At 59.7% G+C, this 20,517-nt stretch carries 15 protein-coding genes and 1 pseudogene; 6 read left to right on the top strand and 10 right to left on the bottom strand.

The window, feature by feature from the left end:
* Positions 1–843 precede the first annotated feature (843 nt).
* Complete coding sequence (locus NEZ08_RS09065) at positions 844–1,584, top strand: SDR family oxidoreductase (RefSeq protein ID WP_298106270.1); 741 nt, start codon at positions 844–846, stop codon at positions 1,582–1,584.
* Between the two features lie 63 nt (positions 1,585–1,647).
* Here the strand turns inward: NEZ08_RS09065 and NEZ08_RS09060 are convergent, their stop codons facing one another.
* Entirely contained in the window at positions 1,648–2,541 is an 894-nt protein-coding gene (locus NEZ08_RS09060; RefSeq protein ID WP_298106269.1) for a LysR family transcriptional regulator, read from the bottom strand.
* Between the two features lie 74 nt (positions 2,542–2,615).
* Between NEZ08_RS09060 and NEZ08_RS09055 the strand changes: the two genes are divergently transcribed.
* Positions 2,616–3,389 carry an MBL fold metallo-hydrolase gene (locus tag NEZ08_RS09055; RefSeq protein ID WP_298106268.1) on the top strand — a complete coding sequence of 258 codons (774 nt, stop codon included), beginning with the start codon at positions 2,616–2,618 and terminating at the stop codon, positions 3,387–3,389.
* 204 nt (positions 3,390–3,593) lie between these two features.
* Here NEZ08_RS09055 and NEZ08_RS09050 read toward each other — a convergent pair.
* Together NEZ08_RS09050 and NEZ08_RS09045 are read right to left on the bottom strand one after the other, a co-directional pair.
* Positions 3,594–4,901 (bottom strand): annotated as a pseudogene (locus NEZ08_RS09050) (IS5 family transposase).
* Positions 4,902–5,187: 286 nt separating this feature from the next.
* A complete protein-coding gene (locus NEZ08_RS09045; protein WP_298106267.1) occupies positions 5,188–5,814 on the bottom strand; it encodes a glutathione S-transferase family protein in 627 nt (208 codons plus the stop codon).
* A 154-nt stretch (positions 5,815–5,968) separates the two neighbouring features.
* On the opposite strand from NEZ08_RS09045, the gene pyrE reads away from it, so the two are divergent.
* Entirely contained in the window at positions 5,969–6,532 is a 564-nt protein-coding gene (pyrE, locus tag NEZ08_RS09040) for an orotate phosphoribosyltransferase (RefSeq protein ID WP_298106266.1), read from the top strand.
* Between the two features lie 210 nt (positions 6,533–6,742).
* A complete protein-coding gene (locus NEZ08_RS09035) occupies positions 6,743–7,468 on the top strand; it encodes a DUF2865 domain-containing protein (protein WP_298106277.1) in 726 nt (241 codons plus the stop codon).
* 55 nt (positions 7,469–7,523) lie between these two features.
* Here the strand turns inward: NEZ08_RS09035 and NEZ08_RS09030 are convergent, their stop codons facing one another.
* A complete protein-coding gene (locus NEZ08_RS09030) occupies positions 7,524–7,955 on the bottom strand; it encodes a hypothetical protein (protein ID WP_298106265.1) in 432 nt (143 codons plus the stop codon).
* Positions 7,956–8,428: 473 nt separating this feature from the next.
* Here NEZ08_RS09030 and NEZ08_RS09025 point away from each other — a divergent pair, with 473 nt between their 5' ends.
* A complete protein-coding gene (locus NEZ08_RS09025) occupies positions 8,429–10,915 on the top strand; it encodes a glycogen/starch/alpha-glucan phosphorylase (RefSeq protein WP_298106264.1) in 2,487 nt (828 codons plus the stop codon).
* A 20-nt stretch (positions 10,916–10,935) separates the two neighbouring features.
* Here the strand turns inward: NEZ08_RS09025 and NEZ08_RS09020 are convergent, their stop codons facing one another.
* From NEZ08_RS09020 to NEZ08_RS08995, 6 genes are all read right to left on the bottom strand, one after another.
* A complete protein-coding gene (locus tag NEZ08_RS09020) occupies positions 10,936–12,573 on the bottom strand; it encodes an ABC transporter ATP-binding protein (RefSeq protein ID WP_298106263.1) in 1,638 nt (545 codons plus the stop codon).
* Positions 12,574–12,578: 5 nt separating this feature from the next.
* A complete protein-coding gene (locus NEZ08_RS09015; RefSeq protein ID WP_298106262.1) occupies positions 12,579–13,754 on the bottom strand; it encodes an ABC transporter permease in 1,176 nt (391 codons plus the stop codon).
* On the bottom strand, positions 13,754–14,863 hold the full coding sequence (locus tag NEZ08_RS09010) for a microcin C ABC transporter permease YejB (protein WP_298106261.1): 1,110 nt from the start codon (positions 14,861–14,863) through the stop codon (positions 13,754–13,756). Before NEZ08_RS09010 ends, NEZ08_RS09015 begins: the two co-directional genes overlap by 1 nt.
* Positions 14,864–14,866: 3 nt before the next feature.
* A complete protein-coding gene (locus NEZ08_RS09005) occupies positions 14,867–16,750 on the bottom strand; it encodes an extracellular solute-binding protein (protein ID WP_298106260.1) in 1,884 nt (627 codons plus the stop codon).
* Positions 16,751–16,764: 14 nt separating this feature from the next.
* Positions 16,765–18,660 carry an extracellular solute-binding protein gene (locus NEZ08_RS09000; protein WP_298106259.1) on the bottom strand — a complete coding sequence of 632 codons (1,896 nt, stop codon included), beginning with the start codon at positions 18,658–18,660 and terminating at the stop codon, positions 16,765–16,767.
* A gap of 237 nt (positions 18,661–18,897) precedes the next feature.
* Positions 18,898–19,446, bottom strand: a complete 549-nt coding sequence (locus NEZ08_RS08995) for a cytochrome c family protein (protein WP_298106258.1) — start codon at positions 19,444–19,446, stop codon at positions 18,898–18,900.
* 206 nt (positions 19,447–19,652) lie between these two features.
* Here NEZ08_RS08995 and NEZ08_RS08990 point away from each other — a divergent pair, with 206 nt between their 5' ends.
* Positions 19,653–20,396, top strand: coding sequence for a 3-deoxy-manno-octulosonate cytidylyltransferase (locus NEZ08_RS08990; protein WP_298106257.1), 744 nt, complete (start codon positions 19,653–19,655; stop codon positions 20,394–20,396).
* The last annotated feature ends 121 nt before the right edge of the window (positions 20,397–20,517 follow it).

Genomic DNA, 20,517 nt, shown 5'->3' with positions numbered 1-20,517 from the left:
GTTTGCGCGGGTGCTTCTGATCCCCTCCCCTGACAGAGAAGGATAAGAAGTACAGCCCGCATCGGTAACGGCGCGGGGCAAGCACCAGCCCGCGTTGCAGTTTCCGGTTCACCTTTCAAACAGCGGACGTGCGCTCGCATTCTCACGGCGCGATTGCACCTTGAGTCTTGCTCGAACCATCGTCCATCGAATGATGGAGGGCGCAGGGAATGCCGGGTGATCAGGCTCACCCGCAGCCTCGTGTGCAAGTGAAGAAAGCACACGAGTTAGTCACCACAGGTTCGCCGAACATTCCGGCATTCCCTGCACGATGGTTTTACGGGTTCCTTCGGGCTCTCTCTGGTGATCGGGCTTTCTTGTCACCATCCCTAGTGCAATGCGTCAGCATTGTCACTGAGTTGATACCAGCGTCGAGGCATCAAGACCACACGACTTCGCCGTCCGCGACCGGCGCCGCTCGTCTGGCAGCACCAACGCGTCCATCGCATCCTACGCCCAACGTTCGTGACGATCGGCCAAACGCCCCTCTGGCGAGCACAGGATGGCGCGGGCTTGTAGAGATGATTTGCCCGACGGGGTGAGCGAAATATCTTTCGCAAGAGGCCTTGCGCGTCCGAGCAAATCATCCGTGGCAAGCTCACAATCAGAGGCCACCCGTGTCCGGTTCGAGGGTGGAAGCGGTCGTGCTTTGTCAGCACGATCACATCGCATTTTGACCCAACTCGGACTATCGAACTGACGGTGTGACACCTGCATTTTTTCGCATCGGCGGTTGAAAAACGCGCATTCAACTTCGTGCTGTTCAGGACTACGGTCGCGCTGGTTACGAAAGAGGGATCGCGAATGAGCGGGATTATACACAAGGTAGCCCTTATCCTTGGAGGCGCCGGTGGCATCGGATCGGCAGCGGCTCAGGATCTTGCAGCAAAAGGAGCAAAGGTGGCGGTCGCGGATATCAATGCAGCCAAGGCCGAGATTGTCGCCAAAACGATAGAGAGCAAGGGCGGCATCGCTCGCGCGTACCCGGTCGACATTACCAAGAAAGACCAAGTACAAACCCTTGTTGAGCACATCGTACGCGATTTTGGCTCGCTAGATGCGCTGATCAATTGCGCCGGAATAATGTTCGTTCGCCCCCTAAAGGAGATCAACACGACAGAATGGGAGACGACGATCGATTTGAATGTTAAGGGGGCATTGTGGGCTATCGCCGCCATTCTTCCTGTGTTCCTGGAACAGCAGCGAGGGCATGTAATCAACATCAGCTCCGTCCACGGACTAAAGGTATTTTCTCCGGGCGGCGCTGTGCATTCGGCCTCCAAGTTTGCTCTTCGAGCGCTATCCGAGGGTTTGAGAGCCGAACTCGCAAGTACGCCCATACGGTCCAGCCTGATCACGCCGGGTGCCGTTGACACCGGCATACAATACAAGACGACGGGCTCCGACAGCGCCCGCATGCTTGAGATCTATAAGAATGCAATTCCGGCCGAAGCCGTGGCTCGTGCAATCACGTTCGCGATGGAGCAGCCTGCCAATGTCGACGTGAACGAGATAGTGATCCGCCCAACTGCTCAAGCAATTTAAACACGCTTTCAAATTTCCAGGCGCGACGTTAGCCGACAAGAGATGATCTCGCGATGCGGCTTTCTATCGCTTCTTATCGAAGAATCCAGGCTCCTTGGCAAAGATCGAAGCGATATGCTCCGCAACCGTTTTTATGTGGAGGCTTTCTCGATCTTGGCGTCGGATGATTAGCCAAAGCTCGCGAGTTGGTGGCTCGAGGTCCAACTCGCAGATTACGAGTCTGTCGTCCATTTTTCCGATGAAATGCGGAAGAAGCGCAATTCCAGCACCCGCTCTTGCCGCGGCCGATTGAGAAGATTGACTGTTCGTCCGAAATGATATGCGTCTATGAGCGAAGTGTTCGGCCAGCCAAAGCGCTTCTGGCAAATGGGCGTTTGCCTCGTCAAATCCAACGAAAGTTGGATCTGCGCCGGCGTTAAGGCGACGCCTGTATTCAGCGTTAGCGTAGAACCCGAATTCGATCGATCGCAACCGCTTGGCAAGAACGTCACCATCCCGGGGGCGCCCAAAGCGGAGAGCAATGTCGGCTTCATGCCGCTCCAGGCTCACCGCCCGAAAGTCGGTCGCCAGATTGATGTCGATCCCTGGATATTTCCCACAAAGACCAGCGAGACGGGAAGCGAGAAAATGCTGTGAGAGACTTGGTGGCGCATTGACGCGAACAAGCCCCACAGGTCGGTCGTCCCCGCCTCCGCGGCTCAGATTGGCCGCCGCCGTCTCCATTTCCTTAGCTGGCCCGAGCAACCGCGTACCTGCCGGGGTAAGCACGTAGCCATCAATACGCCGCTCCACCAACCGCTCGCCCAAAGACCGTTCCAAAGAGCGCACGCGGCGGGCGACTGTCGCATGATTTACCGACAATACGCGTGCGGCGGCTGACAAACTGCCGTAGCGGGCAAGCGCGAGAAAAACGCGCACATCCTCCCAATCAAGCTCTGTGCGTTTTTTATCAGCCATTGATGAAGGATAGAGGATTTCTCGCAGATCGCCAGGAGGTTATCTGCGGTTGGCTTAACATCGAAGAGAGCGCTATGCCCCGTTCTATCACTCTCACCTTGATTGGTGGTCCCACCGTGCTCATCGAGTACGACGGCTATCGTTTACTCACAGATCCGACCTTCGACCCTCCAGGCCAATACCAAGGCGCGCACAGCTCTGTAAAGCACGTCAAAACTGAAGGGCCAAGCATCTCGATAGACGAGATTGGCGAACTAGACGCAGTCTTGCTGAGCCACGATCATCATTTCGACAATCTCGATAACTCGGGGCGCTCACTGTTGCCGATGGTCAGCGCGGTTTATACGACGAGGTCTGGGGCTCAGCGTCTTGGTGAAAATACTGTCGGCCTAGACCCATTTGAAAGCAGATTGCTCCAGAAAGACGGTCGGCAAGCGTTGACCGTGACCGCCACCCCCGCGCGCCATGGCCCCATCGGTATTGATGTTGGAGATGTCGTAGGCTTCGCTCTCGGAACTGAGACGCACGGCGACTTGGTCTACATTACAGGCGATACTCTCTGGTTCGATGGCACGGCTGAGGTGGCGCGGAGGTTTTCGCCGAGGGTCGTCATCCTGCATGCTGGTGCAGCCGAACCTCGCGGCCGGTTTCACATGACGATGGGGAGCGAAGACTCCCTGGAGGCTGCACACGCGTTTCCAAATGCGGCTTTAGTATCGGTGCACAATGAGGGTTGGGGACATTTGCGCGAAACTCAGGATCAACTCGCCCACGTTTTCGCGTCATTCAACCTGTCCAACCGTCTAAGCCGGTTTGAGAAAGGCAAACCTCTGAGCATTTCATGGTAAGGGCGCTTCAAGTCCAAGCGGCAAACTTCTAACTACTCAGTTCTGCTATCGGCCCGTCGCCGACATCGAAACCCCACGAGGTCCGCTTCCTGGGCTTGAGCAGACGCAGGCTGGGTCGGCGCTCGACTTCGGTTTGTGACCCACAAACGAAGTCCGACTCTGTTCTGAAATAGTCGACCGTGAAGAACTGACGCGGCGCCCAGCTCAAGCGGTGTTTTGAGCCTGGATGACGGTATGCATGAAGGCTCGGATGATGACACGCAACAGTTCTGCGAGCCACCGCAGCAGCAGGCTGAAGTTATAGCCAGCTGCGGCGAGAACAGCGTTGATGCGGTCGCCGAGGCGTCCCTTGAGATAATTGCGGTCCATGCGGTGCTCGGCCTTGAGGTGCCCGATGACGGGTTCAACAGCCGCGCAGCGCTTCATCTCGCGACGGATGGAAGCGGTGACGCGGCGGACCTGACCCGAGATCCAGACCCTGAACCGATGCGGGTGATTGTGACCGCGATACCCTTTGTCGACGTGGATACGGCGAGCCTCCACACCGGTGAGCTTCTCCATATCGGCGATCACGGGACCGAGCGTGTGCCCATCGAAGGGATTGCCATGCAGGGCCTTGGCGTGGAGCACGAACTGCCCGCCCTTTGGAGATGTCACGGGCGTGGCGATACTGACCTTGCAGCCGAACTCATAGGGCGCGCGGGCTTTGCCCTTGCCGATGCACTCCACCTCCGGGGCATGTAACGCATAGACCTTTGGACCGCGCTGATGCTGATCCTGGCTGCGCACCTGCTGCGCTAAAGCGAGCAACGGGCCGAAGCGAGCTTCCAGCACCGGATCGCCATCAATCTTGCGGCGGATGTCGCGGATGATCCGGCCAAGCCGTATCCGCAGGAACTTGAGCTGGCGCCGGGCGCGTTTGAACTGGTGGGCGTGGGTATAGCGGCCGACCATAATGGCGGCGCGCTTGGCCAGGCGCAGATAGCTCTGGCGCAGCGGCACACGGTTGCGCCTGGCAAGCCCAACCAGCTTGATGATTGCCCGGTGCACCAGCCGCGCGTCGGTCGGATGCGCAACCGCCTTGGGCTGCACCGTGGTATCGACGACCACCCGTTTTGGTCCTTGGGACAGACTTTCCTGGATCAACGCGACGAGCTGTTCTTCGCCGAGCCGCTGCCGCCAGCGTGTCATCGACGATCGATCAAACGGCAGACGGTGGCAGAAGCTCAATTCGCCGCAAAATTATTGGTAGTAGGGATTCTCGATCCAGCGAGCGCACAGCACCTCATCTGACAGGTTGTGCATGTGCTTCAAAATGAACAGGCCAGCGACAAGCCGCGTCGGCAAGCCCGGTTGCCCAGACCCTGCCTGGCACACCGAACTGAAGCGCTCATTCAGGATGTTCCAGTCGACCAGCCCCGCCAACCGCACCAGCGGATGACCCATGTCGATGATCTGATCGAGAGCCGGAAGCAACAGGTCTTTCTGGCGATCATCCCGCGGTTTGCTCATCGCATCCCCCAACGTCGACGACGCCGTCAGGGAATCACGAATCGCCCAAAAGCAAAATCCAAAAACGCAAGAAAGCCAGGTCCAACACCTCGCTTTCCTGCAAAATCGAATACTATATCAAGGCCAATTCTGCTTATTTCTCAGGCCAGTCCGCATTCTTCACGGACGACGAAATAGTCCGCTGATTGGGGTCGAGCTGACGCTACTGACCTGACGCTCTAGACGTCGTTCATGACCCGAAACCCGCGTCGATCAATTCCCAAAGTTGCCGCGGGCAGAAAGATCCTCAATCCAGCTTCACTTCCATGCCGCGTTTCACACCGGGCCGCGCCATCAGCGTTTCGTACCAGCGCTTCACGCTGGGAAAGTCCGAAAGATCGACCTTGTGGCGCGGATGACGCCAGGCCCAGCCGAGGATCGCGAAATCGGCAACCGACAGCGCGCCGGCGACGAACTCGCGGTCAGTAAGCCGCCGGTCCAGCACGCCGTAGAGACGGCGCGTCTCGGCCATATACCGCTTCAGCCCATAGGCACGATCCTGCTCGTTCTCCAGCGCAATGAAATGATGCACCTGGCCAGGAAACGGCCCAAAGCCGCCCATCTGCCACATCAGCCATTCATAGACCGGAATGCGCTCGACGAGCGGCAACGGTAAGAACTTGCCGGTCTTTTCGCCGAGATAGAGCAGGATCGCGCCGGATTCGAACACGCTGACGCGCCGGCCGCCCGGGCCATCGGGATCGACGATGGCCGGAATCTTGTTGTTGGGGCTGATCGCCAGAAACGAGGGCGCCATCTGCTCGCCCTTGGTGATGTCGACCGGAAAGACCTTGTAGGGCAGTCCCATTTCCTCCAGCGCCACGCTGATCTTGCGGCCGTTCGGCGTATTCCAGGTGTGGAGTTCGATGCTCATTTGCGGGCCCTCAAGGCGTTGCGGTTGAGGCGTCTGTAGCATTCCCGATTGCTCACGCAAAACGGCCCGGTTCCCCCTGTTGATGTCGTAGTCAGGGCACTGGCATTGCCGCTCGACCGCGCATAAATTGCGCCACCCGATACGGAGATCACTGTTGTCCAAATCCGCTTCCCGCGCCCGCCTCGTCGAGATCATTCGCAAGCGCTCCTTTGGGCGTGGCGAGATCACGCTGGCTTCCGGGCGCAAGAGCGACTTCTACTTCAATCTCAAGCCAACAATGCTGGATCCCGAAGGCGCCGCGCTGCTGGCCGAGTTGACCTATGAGGCGCTCAAGGACGAGGGCCTCGACTATATCGGGGGGCTGGAGATGGGTGCGGTGCCGCTGGCCGGCGCGGTCGCCCAGATCTCGTGGCTCAAGGGCCATCCGATTGCAGCCTTCTTTGTCCGCAAGAAGCCGAAGGAACACGGCGCCCGGCTTGCGGTCGAAGGCCTCGCCAAGAACGAGAGCCTGCAGGGCAAGCGCGTGGTGATCGTGGAGGATGTCACCACGACCGGCGATTCAGCGCTCAAGGCGGTCGAAGCCGTACGGGACGCCGGCGGTGAAGTCGTTCTGGTTCTGACGATGGTGGATCGTCAGGAGGGTGCCGTCGAGAACTTTGCGCAGGCCGGCCTCGCCTTCCGCTGGCTGTTCCAGGCAAGCGAATACCTGAAGGAATAGGATAGCGAAGCACCGCGCGAGTCTTCAAAAGAGCACTTTTTGGCCTCGCTCCCGCCCTTGCTCATAGCTCGTTTACCATACCGCACTAACGTCAACCGCGCCGGGCCCTGAGCTGCCTTGGCGTTAAGATTTGGTATCGGTGGAGTAAGCGCGTTGGGTATCGAGTCGATTGATCAGCGCAGGCAGCCTCGCTGGGCATCCGTTGCCGCCATTCTCCTCGTCAGCAGCCTTGGCCTGTTGCCAGGCCAAGCTTGCGCCGAGGGTCTGTTCGACCTCTTTTTCGGCGGCTTGCGGAAACTGCAACATCAGGCATCGTCATCGCAGGCGAACTTCTTCGCCGATCCCTTTCAGCAGAACCAGCAGCCGGCGCGGTCGGTGACCTTGAGCGGCCCTGCCTTTTGCGTGCGAAGCTGCGACGGCAAATATTTTCCGCTGGCGCGCGGTAACGCCTCCCCGGTTCAGATCTGCCAGGCCTTTTGTCCGGCAAGCCCGACCCAGGTCTTCTATGGCAACAATATCGATAGCGCCACCAGCGCGACCGGCGAACGCTACGCCGACAGCGAAAATGCCTTCGCCTATCGCAAGGCGCTGCGCGCCGACTGCACCTGCAATGGCCGCGACGCGGCGGGCCTGGCGCCCGTCGATCTGACGATGGATTCCTCGCTCCGCGCCGGCGACGTGATCGCCACCACCGATGGGCTGGTGGCCTATTCCGGCATCAAGGTCGGCAACAACAACAGCCCGGACTTCATTCCGGTTGCCAGCTATCCCGGCCTGACGCCGGAGGTGCGCGCCCGCCTGGGTGCGATGAAGGTGTCGCCGGTCGCACCCGATGCGTCCGGCTACGGCGCCCCGACGTTGGAGAGCGCCAGCGACGTGAGCGCGCCGGCGGCCAAGCCGGTTCCAGCGCGCGACAATCACGCAGCGTTAAATTGACGGCCCTGCGGTCAACCGGCGTTCTGGAGGGCTCCGGCCATGACAGACAATCTTCTTACCTTCCCACTATGACGCCGATCACGTTCGGCGCGGCGCGGTATTTTTCCTCGATCTGAGCGCGCGCCGCAGCGCGGTTTTCCACCGTGAGCAGGCCGCGCTTCTCGGCCAGAATCATCCAGCAATACCCCCACCAGTCGGTCAGCATGCCTTCGTCGTCCACGAGGTCGTAGCCTTGCTCCGCCGCAAAGATGCGCGCCTGCGCTTCGTCGAGCGAATCCAGAAAGGCGTGGTCCTCATCCGAGAAAAGCTCGTCGCTGATATCGTCGGTGGTGTAGCCCCAGACCGACTGACAGACGGCGTTGAACTCCCGGTCGATTGCGTCGTCATCGACCGGCTGGCGGCGCGAGGCTTTGTGCAGCCGTGACAGCGAGCGGGCGAAGTCGGCGATACGGGTCAAGGCGAATTGATCAAAGGCGATGGTGGACATGTTGTCCTCGGCAAGCTCCACAGACCATAGATGTGGTATTGGGACGTCGCGAATCACTATGATATATCAAAGACTTGCTAAAGTGTTCTTAATTCGTTCCAAACTCAGTGCTGCTGCCCAAGGTTGAGCGCCATGAACGCAAGTGGGAAATGGGAACGTCAACCAGAAATCATCGAACTTGGCCGTCGGTACGGTCCTATGATGGCAAGCTGGTTCCCCTTCGACAGCCGTCGCGCCACCATGAGAACACCGAAGCGCCGTTAGGCGCTCACCGACGCGAGAATACGCGCAAGAATAAACGTTATCGGCAACGAGCGGTTGGATGCGCGGCATGAGGTGGAACCCCGGTCCGGTCCTTGCATGAAAGCTGTGCATTCCCAGCTACCGCAAATCGCGGGGGTTCGATCCCGGCGCAAGGTACGGTATCCTAGTTTTTGTCGCAGGATTTGCATTTGCCAGAGCCGTCACATCCAGTGAATTCGCCGGCAGGCCAGCCCATCGATGAGCTGGCGCTGTCGGAAATCAAGAGCGCCATTCTTGCCAAGCTCCGGCTTGCCCTCGGCAAGGACGCCGGCATGGCCACCCGGCACGACTGGTACAAGGCAGCGGCGCTCGCCCTGCGCGACCGCATCGTGCACCGGTGGCTGGCGGCCGACAAGCAGAGCTACGATACCGGCCGCAAGCGCGTCTATTATCTCAGCCTCGAATTCCTGATCGGCCGGCTCTTCAGCGACGCGCTGAACAATATGGGACTGCTGGCGCTGTTCGAGGCTGCGCTCGGCGACCTTGGCGTCGGACTGACGGAACTGCGCAAATGCGAGCCCGACGCCGCGCTCGGCAATGGCGGCCTCGGACGGCTGGCGGCGTGTTTCATGGAAAGTATGGCCACCCTCGGCATCCCCGCGATCGGCTATGGCATCCGCTACGATTTCGGCTTGTTTCGTCAGATCATCAACGATGGCTGGCAGCAGGAATATCCGGACGAATGGCTGAGCTTCGGTAATCCCTGGGAATTCCAGCGGCCTGAGGTCGTCTATCACGTCCATTTCGGCGGCCGCGTCGAGCATGTCGACGACAATGGACGCGACCGCGTCATCTGGCATCCGGCGGAAACCGTGCAGGCTGTCGCCTACGATACGCCGATCGTCGGCTGGCGCGGCCAGAACGTCAATGCGCTCCGCCTGTGGTCGGCGCGCTCGCCCGACCCGCTCCGGCTCGATGTCTTCAACACCGGCGACTACATCGGGGCGGTCGCCGAAGAGGCACGCGCGGAATCGATCTGCAAGTTTCTCTATCCGAACGACGAAAGCCCCGCCGGGCGCGAACTTCGCTTGCGCCAGGAATATTTCTTCGTGTCGGCCTCGTTGCAGGATCTGGTCAAACGTCATCTTGAGGCTGATGGCCAGTTGCGCAGCCTCTCGCAGAAGGTCGCAGTTCAGCTCAACGATACCCATCCGAGCCTCGCGGTCACCGAGCTGATGCGCATTCTCGTCGACCTGCATAATTTCCGCTGGGACGAAGCCTGGAAGATCACGGTTGCGACATTCTCCTACACCAACCACACTTTGTTGCCCGAAGCGCTCGAGACTTGGCCGGTCGAATTATTCCAGCGACTGCTGCCCCGGCATCTGGAGATCATCTATCGCATCAACACCGGCCATCTTGCGCTCGCTGAAGAGCGCTGCCCCGGCGACATCGAGTTCCGCGCTTCCGTCTCGCTGATCGACGAGAAATCCGGCCGGCGGGTGCGAATGGGGCAACTGGCCTTCGTCGGATCGCATCGCATCAATGGCGTCTCGGCAATGCATTCCGATCTGATGAAAGAGACCGTGTTCCACGATCTCAACCATCTCTATCCCGATCGCATTACCAACAAGACTAACGGCATCACCTTTCGCCGTTGGCTGATGCTTGCCAATCCGAAGCTGACCGGCCTGTTGCGCGAGACCTGCGGCGAAGCCGTGCTCGATGATCCAACGCTATTGCGTAAAATCGAGAGCCATGCCGGCGACAGCGCCTTTCAGGAGAAATTCCGTAACATCAAGCATCACAACAAGGTCGCGCTGGCGCGGCTGATCGGCGAAAAAATCAATATAAAGGTCGATCCCTCGGCGCTGTTCGACGTTCAGATCAAGCGAATCCATGAGTACAAGCGGCAGCTTCTTAACATCGTTGAAGCGATCGCGCTCTATCACGCAATGAAGGACAATCCGCAAGGCAACTGGGTGCCGCGCGTCAAGATCTTTGCGGGCAAGGCCGCTGCAAGCTATCGCTACGCCAAGCTGATCATCAAGCTGATCAACGACGTCGCCGAGGTCGTCAACAATGATCCTGCGATCGGCGGCCGCCTGAAAGTCGCGTTCCTGCCCGACTACAATGTCAGCCTGGCGGAGGTCATCATTCCGGCAGCCGATCTTTCCGAACAGATATCGACCGCCGGCATGGAAGCCTCGGGCACCGGCAACATGAAACTCGCGCTCAACGGCGCTATCACCATCGGCACGCTCGATGGCGCCAACATCGAAATCCGCGAGCATGTTGGTGCGGAAAACATTGCGATCTTCGGCATGGAAGCGATGGACGTGATGGTACGGCGCAGGCAGGGGCTGGATGCCAGTGACGTGATCCGCTCTTCCCCGGGGCTGTCACGCGCGATCAATGCAATCGGCGGCGGCGAATTCTCGCCGGGCGAGACCAGCCGCTTCGAGTCGATCGCGCATGCACTGCGTCACCTCGACCACTACATGGTCAGCGCCGACTTCGATTCCTATTATGCGGCGCAGCGCGGCATCGACGCTCGCTGGCAGACGCAAGCCGCCTGGACCCGCGCCTCCATTCTCAATGTGGCACGGATGGCCTGGTTCTCTTCCGATCGGACCATCGCTGAATACGCCGAAGATATCTGGAATGTGCCGGTCAACGGGCAGACGCCGGTCGCGAGGCTTCGCGCCGAGGGGTGACACCAAGGCGGTGCCGATCGTTATTCCCTGACGACGCCCTCGCCGGCGCTTTCCAGCCTGAACGCGGCCGCAAACAACGCGCGGGTATATTCAGTCTTCGGGTTCTTGAACAATTCCGCTGCCGGCCCCTCTTCCATCACCTTGCCGTCGCGCATCACGATCAGATGACTCGCGAGCGAAGCCACGACGCGCAGGTCGTGCGAGATGAACATGTAGGTCAGGTCGCGCTTGCGCTGCAATTCGCGCAGGAGATCGACCATTTGGGCCTGAAACAGCATGTCGAGCGCGCTGGTTGGCTCGTCAAGCACGATGAAATTCGGCTCCAGCACCACAGCCCGGGCGATCGAGATGCGCTGCCGCTGGCCGCCGGAGAACTCATGCGGGTAACGGAATCGCATTGCCGGGTCGAGCCCGACCTCGTGCAGCGCCTGTATCACGCGCGCTTCGCGATCGGCTTCCGAAAGGGACCTTTGATGCACGGTCAGGCCCTCGGCAACGATATCCCCGACCGACATTCGAGGGCTGAGTGAGCCGAACGGATCCTGAAATACGATTTGCATGTCGCGCCTGAATGGCCGCATCTGCTTGAAACGCAGGCCCTGGATCTTGTTCCCCAGGAAGACGATCGGACCGTCGGAAGAAATCAGCCGCAACAGTGCGAGCCCGAGCGTCGTCTTGCCGGAACCTGACTCCCCGACAACCCCTAGCGTTTCCCCCTGCCGCACGTTCAGGCTGACGCCATCCACCGCCTTGATGTGACCAACCGTCGAGCGCAGCAGGCCTCGCTTGATCGGAAACCAGACCTTCAGATTGTCAGCCGACATCACCACCGGGGATGCAGGCCGCGGCGGTGCAGGATCCGGCTTGGGCTCGGCGGCAAGCAGTGCACGAGTATAAGGGTGCTTCGGTGCGGCGAAGACCTGCTCGACTGGCCCTTGCTCGACGATCTTGCCGCCATTCATGACGCAGACCACATCCGCGATGCGGCGTACGATGCCGAGATCATGGGTGATGAAGAGAAGGCTCATGCCAAGGCGCGTGCGGATGTCGGCCAGCAGCGCCAGGATTTGCGCCTGCACGGTGACATCGAGCGCGGTGGTCGGCTCGTCGGCGATCAGAAGATCAGGCTCGTTGGCCAGCGCCATCGCGATCATTACGCGTTGCCGCTGGCCGCCGGACAGCTGATGCGGATAGCTCTTCATCCGCGTTTGTGGATCGGGGATACCGACCTGCTTCAGCAGCTCCAGCGTGCGCTGGCGCACCATCCGGCCACTGACATTGTTGTGAAGCCGCAAGGACTCGCCGATCTGCGCCTCGATCGTATGGAGCGGATTGAGGGAGGTCATCGGCTCCTGGAAAATGATCGAGATATCGTTGCCGCGAATGCCCCGCATCTCGCGCTCCGGCAACTTCAAGAGGTCGCGCCCGTTGAAGAGGATGCTGCCGGAGGGATGCGATGCGTTCGGATATGGCAGCAGCTTCAGGACGGAGAGCGCGCTGACGGATTTTCCCGAGCCGGATTCTCCGACCAGCGCGACGCATTGGCCGCGGCGAATCGAAAACGAAACGCGATCGACCGCGGTCGCCGCGCCTCCCTGATGGCGAAACGCTACCGAGAGCTCGCGAACGTCAAGCAGAGGCTGGTTGACGGCATCCATGGCTCTCACCTGAACGTCTTGCGCGGATCGAAGGCGTCGCGCACGGCTTCACCGATAAAGATCAGAAGCGACAGCATGATCGCGACCGCAAAGAAACCGGTAAAGCCAAGCCACGGCGCCTGGATGTTGGCCTTGCCTTGCGACAGCAATTCGCCGAGCGAGGGCGAGCCGGGCGGCAGGCCGAAGCCGAGGAAATCGAGCGCGGTCAAAGTCATCACCGACGACGAGACGATGAACGGCAGGAAGGTCATCGTCGCCACCATCGCATTCGGCAACAGATGGCGGAACATGATGACGGCGTTGGATACGCCGAGGGCCCGCGCCGCTTGGATATATTCGAAATTTCGCCCGCGCAGGAACTCCGCGCGCACGAGGCCGACGAGCGACACCCAGGAAAACAGCGCCATGATGCCGAGCAGCACGAAGAAGCCCGGCGGCAACACCGCCGAAATGATGAGCAGCAGGTAGAGGTAAGGTATCGAATTCCAGATCTCGATAAAACGCTGGAACGAGAGATCAATCCAGCCACCGAAATAGCCTTGCACCCCTCCGGCGGCAACGCCGATGATCGAGGAAACAATGGTCAGGCTCAGGCCGAACAGCACGGAAATGCGGAAACCGTAGATCAGGCGCGCGACCACATCGCGGCCCTGATCGTCTGTCCCAAGCCAGTTGTATTCGAGATCGCGGCAGCTCTTGAGACCCTTGCGCTGCACCACATCCTTGCACTGCGCTTCCGTCAGCATCCAGGTTGGCGGCGATGGCGCGGGCGTCGGCAGATCGAGATTATGGGTATCGTACGAATAGCGGATCAGCGGCCAGATGATCGTGCCGCCCTTGTCGGCAATCAGTTTCTGCACGTAGGGATCGCGATAATCCGCGGCGGTTTCGAAATCGCCGCCGAACGTCGTCTCGGAATAAGTGACGAAGGCCGGCCAATAAAGATGGCCCTGGTACTCGATCAGGAACGGCCGGTCGTTGGCGATCAGCTCCGCAAAGAGCGAGATGAAGAACAGAACCATGAAGATCCAGAACGACCAGAAACCGCGCCTGTTCGACTTGAAATTCTGCCAGCGCCGGTAATTGAGCGATAGCGGGCGGACCTTGTGCCCGGTAACGGGCACAGCCTCGCCGAGCGGTGCCGGCGTCCTGGTCTCTGGTGGCGGGGCCGTGAGAGTCATCACACCTCCCGCGCTTCGAAATCGATCCGGGGGTCAACCCACATATAGGTGAGATCGGAGACCAGATTGACGACCAGGCCGACCAGCGAAAAGATGAACAGCGTTCCGAACACTACCGGATAATCGCGATTGAGGACACTCTCGAAGCCGAGCAGGCCGAGGCCGTCGAGCGAGAAGATCGTCTCGATCAGGAGCGAGCCCGAGAAGAACGCGTGGATGAAAGCGCTGGGAAATCCTGCGATCACAATCAGCATCGCATTGCGGAAGATGTGACCGTAAAGGACCTGACGCTCGCTGCATCCCTTGGCGCGCGCGGTCATCACATATTGCTTGCGGATTTCGTCGAGGAAAGAGTTTTTTGTCAACAGCGTCATAGTCGCGAAAGCGCCGAGCGACATCGACACGATCGGCAAGGTTATGTGCCAGAAATAGTCGATGATTTTCCAGTACCACGGGAATTGCGACCAGCCGTCCGACGTCAGTCCGCGCAGCGGAAAGATGCTGAGGAAAGAGCCCCCGGCAAACAGGATGATCAGCAGGATCGCAAACAAGAAGCCGGGAATAGCGAATCCGATGATGATCACAGCCGACGTCCAGGTGTCGAATGGCGAACCGTCCTTGACGGCCTTGCGGATGCCGAGCGGGATCGAGATCAGGTAGGTGATCAGTGTCATCCAGATGCCGAGCGACATCGAGACCGGAAGCTTTTCCTTGATCAATTGCAACACGCTGACATCACGGAAGTAGCTCTTGCCGAAATCGAACCGCGCGAAATTCCAAACCATCAGCAGGAATCGCTCAGGCGCCGGCTTGTCGAAACCGAACTGCTTCTCCAAGCTCTTGATGAAATCGGGGTCCAGTCCCTGGGCGCCGCGATACTTCGAGTTCATCGCGTCTGCCGATGCGCCGACCTGGCTCCGCGGCCCGAAGTCACCACCTGGTGATCCCGAAATCCGCGACGTACCGCCGGTATCGGCGCCGGAGAGTTGTGCAATTACCCGCTCGACCGGGCCGCCCGGCGCAAACTGCACCACGACAAACGATACAAACAGGATTCCCAACAGCGTGGGAACCATCAGCAGTATCCGGCGTGCGATATAGGCGGCCATCGGTCACTTCGCCTGTTCGGCTGTCGCCGCTTTGACGCCATCCCACCACCAGATGTCCGGCGCACCGACACCTTGCGCATATCGCGGCAATTTCGCGGAATGGGCAAACACATCCCAATACGCCAACTTGTGCGTATTGGCATACCATTGCGGCACCCAATAACGCCCGGCGCGAAACACCCGATCGAAGGCGCGGCAGGCGACCGTAAGATCGGCGCGGTTGTCGGCGGCAAGGATCTTTTCGATCAATGCGTCTATGACGGGATCGGCGATGCCGGCGAGATTGTAGGAGCCTTTGGTCTTGGCCGCCTGCGAGGTGAAGAACGGCCGCATTCCGTCACCCGGGGTCGCCGACATGCTGAAGCGCTCGATTGTCATGTCGAAGTCGAAATCCTCGACCCGCGCCCGGTACTGGACGGGATCGACGAGACGCAAACTCGCCTCGATGCCGAGTGTCGCCAGATTCTTGATGTAAGGCGCGTGGTGCGGCTCAAGCGACGGCTCATCGACGAGAAATTCAATCCGGAAGATTTCGCCATTCGACAACACGCGCTTGCCGTCCTTGACGGGAAGGCCTGCCGCCCCCAACAGCTGTTGCGCCTTCCGCAGCAGGCTGCGGTCCTGGCCCGATCCGTCCGAGACCGGTGGCACGAATGGCGGGCCGAACACCTCTTCCGGCACCTGGCCGCGGAACGGTTCGAGCAGCTTGAGTTCTGCGGGTGACGGTGAACCACTCGCCATCATATCGGAGTTTTGGAATGGCGAGACCGTACGTGCGTAGGCGCCGTACATGATGGTCTTGTTGGTCCATTCGAAGTCGAATGCCTGGATCAAAGCCTCGCGCACGCGGGCGTCCTTGAACTTGTCCCGGCGGGTATTGATGAACCAGCCCTGCGCGCCTGATGGGGTTTCATCCGGCAGGACCTCGCGCTTGACGCGGCCCTCCTTGATCGCCGGAAAATCATAACGCGTCGCCCAGACGCGCGAAGTGAATTCCTCGCGGAAAAGATAATTCTTCGCGGTAAATCCCTCAAAGGCGACGTCGCGGTCTCGATAAAATTCGTAGCGTACAACATCGAAGTTGTATGCGCCGCGAGCCACCGGGAGATCACGGCCCCACCACTCCTTGACCCGATCGAATTCGACGAAGCGGTTGACTTCGAACTTGCCGACCCTGTAGGGGCCGGAACCGAGGGGAATGTCGAGCGTCGATTCGTCGAACGGCCGAGTGGCGTAATAGGCCTTCGAGAAAATCGGCAGAGCCGCCACGTAGAGCGGTACGTCCCGCGCACGTTTTTCGGCGAAGGTGACGACCAGTGTAGCCTCATCGGCTGCTTCCGCCTTCAGCATGTCGCGCAGCTGCTGCAGAATCAGCGGATGACCTTTGGTCTTGAGCGTCGTCAGCGAGAATGCAGCGTCCTGCGCCGTCAGTCGGGAGCCGTCGTGAAACTTCGCCTCGGGCCGCAGCGTGAATCGATAGATGAGCTTATCAGGTGAAATCTGCACCGATTTCGCCACCAAGCCGTACATTGCATCGGGCTCATCGCCAGCCCGCACCATCAACGGTGCGAAAGTCATGTCCATGCCCTGCGCACCCTCGCCTTTGAGAATGTAGGCGTTGAAGGAATTGAAGGTCTGATAGGACTGGTTGTAGGCGCGAACGGATGGGATCAACGAAAAGACCCCGCCTTTCGGCGCATCCGGATTGACGTATTCGAAATGCGCAAAGTCGGCTGGATATTTCAGATCACCGAAGACCGACAGGCCATGGATATCGTTGCCCGCACCGGCCGCGAACGCTTGTCGTAACCCGGACGCTCCCGAAATGCCGGCGCCGAGAAGACCAGCGCCAAGACCGAGCACATGCCGGCGGGAAAAAGGCATCATGCGCAGAAAATCCCTCAAGATCGCTTGCCGATCTTGGCAGCCTTGTCGGCATCGAACCACCACAGCGCGGGAAATCCCGAAAGCCCATATTTCGGCAATTCGGCCGGGTGGCTAAAGCGGTCCCAACGCGCGGTCCGCACCTTCGGATAATTCCACTGCGGCACAACGTAGTGATTCCACAACAAGACCCGATCCAAAGCCTTGGTGGCTGCGACCAGTTCGGCTCGGTCCTTGGCGAAAATCACCCTGTCGATCAAAGCATCCACGGCGGGATTTTTGATGCCGATCGTATTCCTGGAGCCCGGCGCATCCGCGGCCTGAGATCCCCAGTATTCCCTTTGCTCATTGCCGGGAGAGAGTGATTCAGGCCAGCTATCGATGATGATATCGTAATCGAAATTACGCTTGCGATTCTCGTACTGCACCTCGTCCACGACACGGACCGACGTCGCCACGCCGATACGCTCCAGTGATGGCTTGTAAAACAGCGCTACTCGTTCGTATGACGGGTCCTCAACGAGAATCTCGACGGCGACCGGCTTTCCCGCAGCGTCGACGAGCTTATGATCCTTGATCTCAAAGCCCGCTTCCTTCAACAGCCGCATGCTTTCCCGCAGATTGGTGCGCACGGCATCAGGATTGCCGCCGACGGGATTTTGATAGGGCTTGGTGAAGACTTCAGCCGGCACCTTGTCCCGAACGGTTTCAAGAATCGCCAATTCCTGCCCCTCCGGCAGACCGGAACTGGCAAGGTCGCTACCGGCGAAATAGCTGTTGATACGGATATATTGTCCATAGAACAGCTGCTTGTTCATTTCCTCAAAATCGAAAGCCCAGTTGAACGCATTTCGCACCCGGGCGTCCTTGAATTGGGCTCGGCGAATATTCAGCACGAAGGCCTGCATGATGCCCGAACTGCGATTGGGAAATTCCTCTAGCAGCACATGCTTCTCCGCAACGGCGGGAAAGTCGTATGCGGTGGCCCAGTTCTTCGCGCTGTTTTCGATGCGCCAGTCGACTTGATCGCCCTTGAACCCTTCAAGCGCAACGGTCGAGTCACGAAAAAACTCGTACCGCATCTCGTCGAAATTATTCTGGCCAATCCGCGCTGGAAGGTTGGCGCCCCAATAATTCTTCACCCGTTCGAGCGTTAATGTGCGGCCCGCGTTAAAATCCTTGATGCGATAGGGCCCGGAGCCCAGCGGCGGCTCCAGCGTGGTCTGCGAGATGTCGCGCTTGTGTCCCTGGTTGTCGGTGCCCTCCCAATAATGCTTGGGCAGAACCGTCAGTTCGCCGACGATCTGCGGCAGTTCGCGGTTTCCCGGAGAATCGAAGCTGAATTTGACCTCGCGCTCACCCGTCTTCTCAGCCTTCACGACATGACGATAGTACGAAGCATACATCGGGCTGAATTTTTTCAGCACCTCGAGCGAATAGACGACGTCCTCCGGCGTCACCGGCTGGCCGTCATGCCAGCGCGCCTCTTTGCGAAGACGGTAGATGACCCAGGAAAAATCGGCGGGATGCTGGGCTGCTTCTGCCAGCACGCCATATTGGGTCGCAACTTCGTCCAGAGAAGGCTCCATGAGCCGTTCGTAGATTTGACCGATCGGCGCCATCGAGCCTTTCACACCCGACACCGCGATGTTGAAATTATCGAATGTGCCGACCGCGATTTGCCGCACGGCGCCGCCCTTGGGCGCATCGGGATTGATATAGTCAAAATGTTTGAAGTCGGCCGGATACTTGACGTCGCCGAACAACGAAAGACCATGACGCCAGGCGGGCTCGGCAGCAGCGGTGTCGGCATTCGCCGGACTAGCGATCGAGAAACTGGAAGCTGAGCCCAGCGCCGGGGCGATCACGGTCGCCGCTCCGCCCTGCAAAAGATGTCTGCGGTTCAATGCCAAAGGAGAGATCCTGTCGTTAGCCGCCTTACCGGAAGGTCAGTATAGGGCAAGGTTTTCGCCGATTAAGTTGCTTTTTGCTCATGATGGCGCCGATCGTGGGGCGAAAGGCCGCGGAGACGAAAGTCAAACCGGGAACATCCTCGCAAAATTGATGCGGATTAGCGGAACCAATAGGACCACGCGAAAACGGCCGGGAAATCCCGGCCGTTCAAACAGGATGCTTGCGATCAACGGCCGCTATTTTGACGCGGTCGGCAGAGGCTGCGGGTGGTCGGAAAGCGAGTTCAGATAGGCGATGACGTCTGCCCGCTCACTGTCCTTTTGAATGCCGGCGAAGCCCATCGCGGTGCCGGGCACGAAGCCCTTCGGATTGTCGATGAACTGGTTGAGGTCGTCGATGGTCCATGTGCCGCCCTTGGCCTTCATCGCTGCCGAGAAATTGAAGCCGCGGCCTTCACCCTTCTTGTCACCCACGATGCCCCAGAGATTCGGGCCGACCTTGTTAGGGCCGCCCTTGGTAAAGTCGTGACAGGCGCCGCATTTCTTGGCGGCCTGTTCGCCTTTCTGAACCGAGGCGGTCTGCAACAGCTTCTCGATCGGCTCGGGCGCGGCTGCCTTGGCGGCCTTTTCGCCCCCTGCGGGCGTTTCCTTCACGGCGATTTCAAATCCCGGCTTTTGCGGCTTGTTCGGAGCGAAAATCGCCCCTGCGGCAAAGCTCGTCACCAGCAGAAGGATGCACGTACCGAGGACGGCACCGAGGATTTTGTTAAGTTCGAAGGAGTCCATTTTCGATCTAGGCCCCAGGCCGGAAATGTCGACTTTGGCCGGAGTGATGCGGCCGCGAAAAGTGCCAGGAATCGGCCGTTTGCGCCGCCCCAAGCCCGCATGAGATATCGGTTTGCCCGTGCTCTGGCAACCCGTATAAACGCTTCGGCTCTTGACCCGTCCCCTGATTTCCGGACGCTTTCCTGGGACGACCAGACAGAATTCCGATGACCGATCCCCGCGTTTTGGTGCTGATTCCGGCCCGCATGGCCGCCACGCGACTGCCCGGCAAGCCGCTGCTTGAACTCGCCGGTCTGCCGATGATCGTGCACGTCCTGCGCCGGGCTGAGGCGTCCGGAATCGGGCGGGTCGCGGTCGCGACCGATACCGCCGAGATCGCGGCAGTGGTCATGGCGCACGGCGGAGAAGCGGTCATGACCCGCTCCGACCACCCCTCCGGCTCGGACCGGATCTTTGAGGCGGCAAGCCGCCTCGATCCCGACTGCGAGGCTGAGATCGTCGTCAACCTGCAAGGTGATTTTCCGACCATCACCCCGGGCAATATCCGCGATGTGCTGGCCCCGCTGGCCGACGCCGGCGTCGATATCGCGACGCTCGCGGCCGAAATCCACACCGAGGAGGAGGCGACAAATCCGAACGTGGTGAAGGCGGTCGGCTCGATGGTCAGCCCCCGGCGGCTGCGCGCGCTCTATTTCACCCGCGCGACGGCGCCCCATGGCGAGGGGCCGCGCTACCATCACATCGGCCTCTATGCCTATCGCCGCAAAGCGCTGGAACGCTTCGTCGGCCTGCCTCCCTCGCCGCTGGAACGGCAGGAGAAACTGGAGCAGTTGCGGGCGCTCGAGGCGGGCATGCGGATCGATATCGGTATCGTCGATTCCGTGCCGCGTGGCGTCGACACCGCGGCCGATCTCGAGGCAACGCGGCGGATACTCACGTCCCGGTCCTGACATTTGAATGGAGCGGCGGGTCCGTTTAACGAATGCCCAAGCCAAAGGGACGCGGACAAATACTCGATTCCAGTGCGATTTTCGATTCGACTTCGCCTTCTGAGAACTCGCGGCTGCGCCG

This window comes from Bradyrhizobium sp., assembly GCF_027451485.1.
Taxonomy (GTDB): domain Bacteria; phylum Pseudomonadota; class Alphaproteobacteria; order Rhizobiales; family Xanthobacteraceae; genus Bradyrhizobium.
This window is presented reverse-complemented; position numbering and strand designations above follow the sequence as displayed.

Coding starts and splice junctions, on each gene's coding strand:
- NEZ08_RS09065 (WP_298106270.1), top strand. CDS start 844: ATGAGCGGGATTATACACAAGGTAGCCCTTATCCTTGGAGGCGCCGGT.
- NEZ08_RS09060 (WP_298106269.1), bottom strand. CDS start 2,541: ATGGCTGATAAAAAACGCACAGAGCTTGATTGGGAGGATGTGCGCGTT.
- NEZ08_RS09055 (WP_298106268.1), top strand. CDS start 2,616: ATGCCCCGTTCTATCACTCTCACCTTGATTGGTGGTCCCACCGTGCTC.
- NEZ08_RS09045 (WP_298106267.1), bottom strand. CDS start 5,814: ATGAGCATCGAACTCCACACCTGGAATACGCCGAACGGCCGCAAGATC.
- NEZ08_RS09030 (WP_298106265.1), bottom strand. CDS start 7,955: ATGTCCACCATCGCCTTTGATCAATTCGCCTTGACCCGTATCGCCGAC.
- NEZ08_RS09020 (WP_298106263.1), bottom strand. CDS start 12,573: ATGGATGCCGTCAACCAGCCTCTGCTTGACGTTCGCGAGCTCTCGGTA.
- NEZ08_RS09015 (WP_298106262.1), bottom strand. CDS start 13,754: ATGACTCTCACGGCCCCGCCACCAGAGACCAGGACGCCGGCACCGCTC.
- NEZ08_RS09010 (WP_298106261.1), bottom strand. CDS start 14,863: ATGGCCGCCTATATCGCACGCCGGATACTGCTGATGGTTCCCACGCTG.
- NEZ08_RS09005 (WP_298106260.1), bottom strand. CDS start 16,750: ATGATGCCTTTTTCCCGCCGGCATGTGCTCGGTCTTGGCGCTGGTCTT.
- NEZ08_RS08995 (WP_298106258.1), bottom strand. CDS start 19,446: ATGGACTCCTTCGAACTTAACAAAATCCTCGGTGCCGTCCTCGGTACG.
- NEZ08_RS08990 (WP_298106257.1), top strand. CDS start 19,653: ATGACCGATCCCCGCGTTTTGGTGCTGATTCCGGCCCGCATGGCCGCC.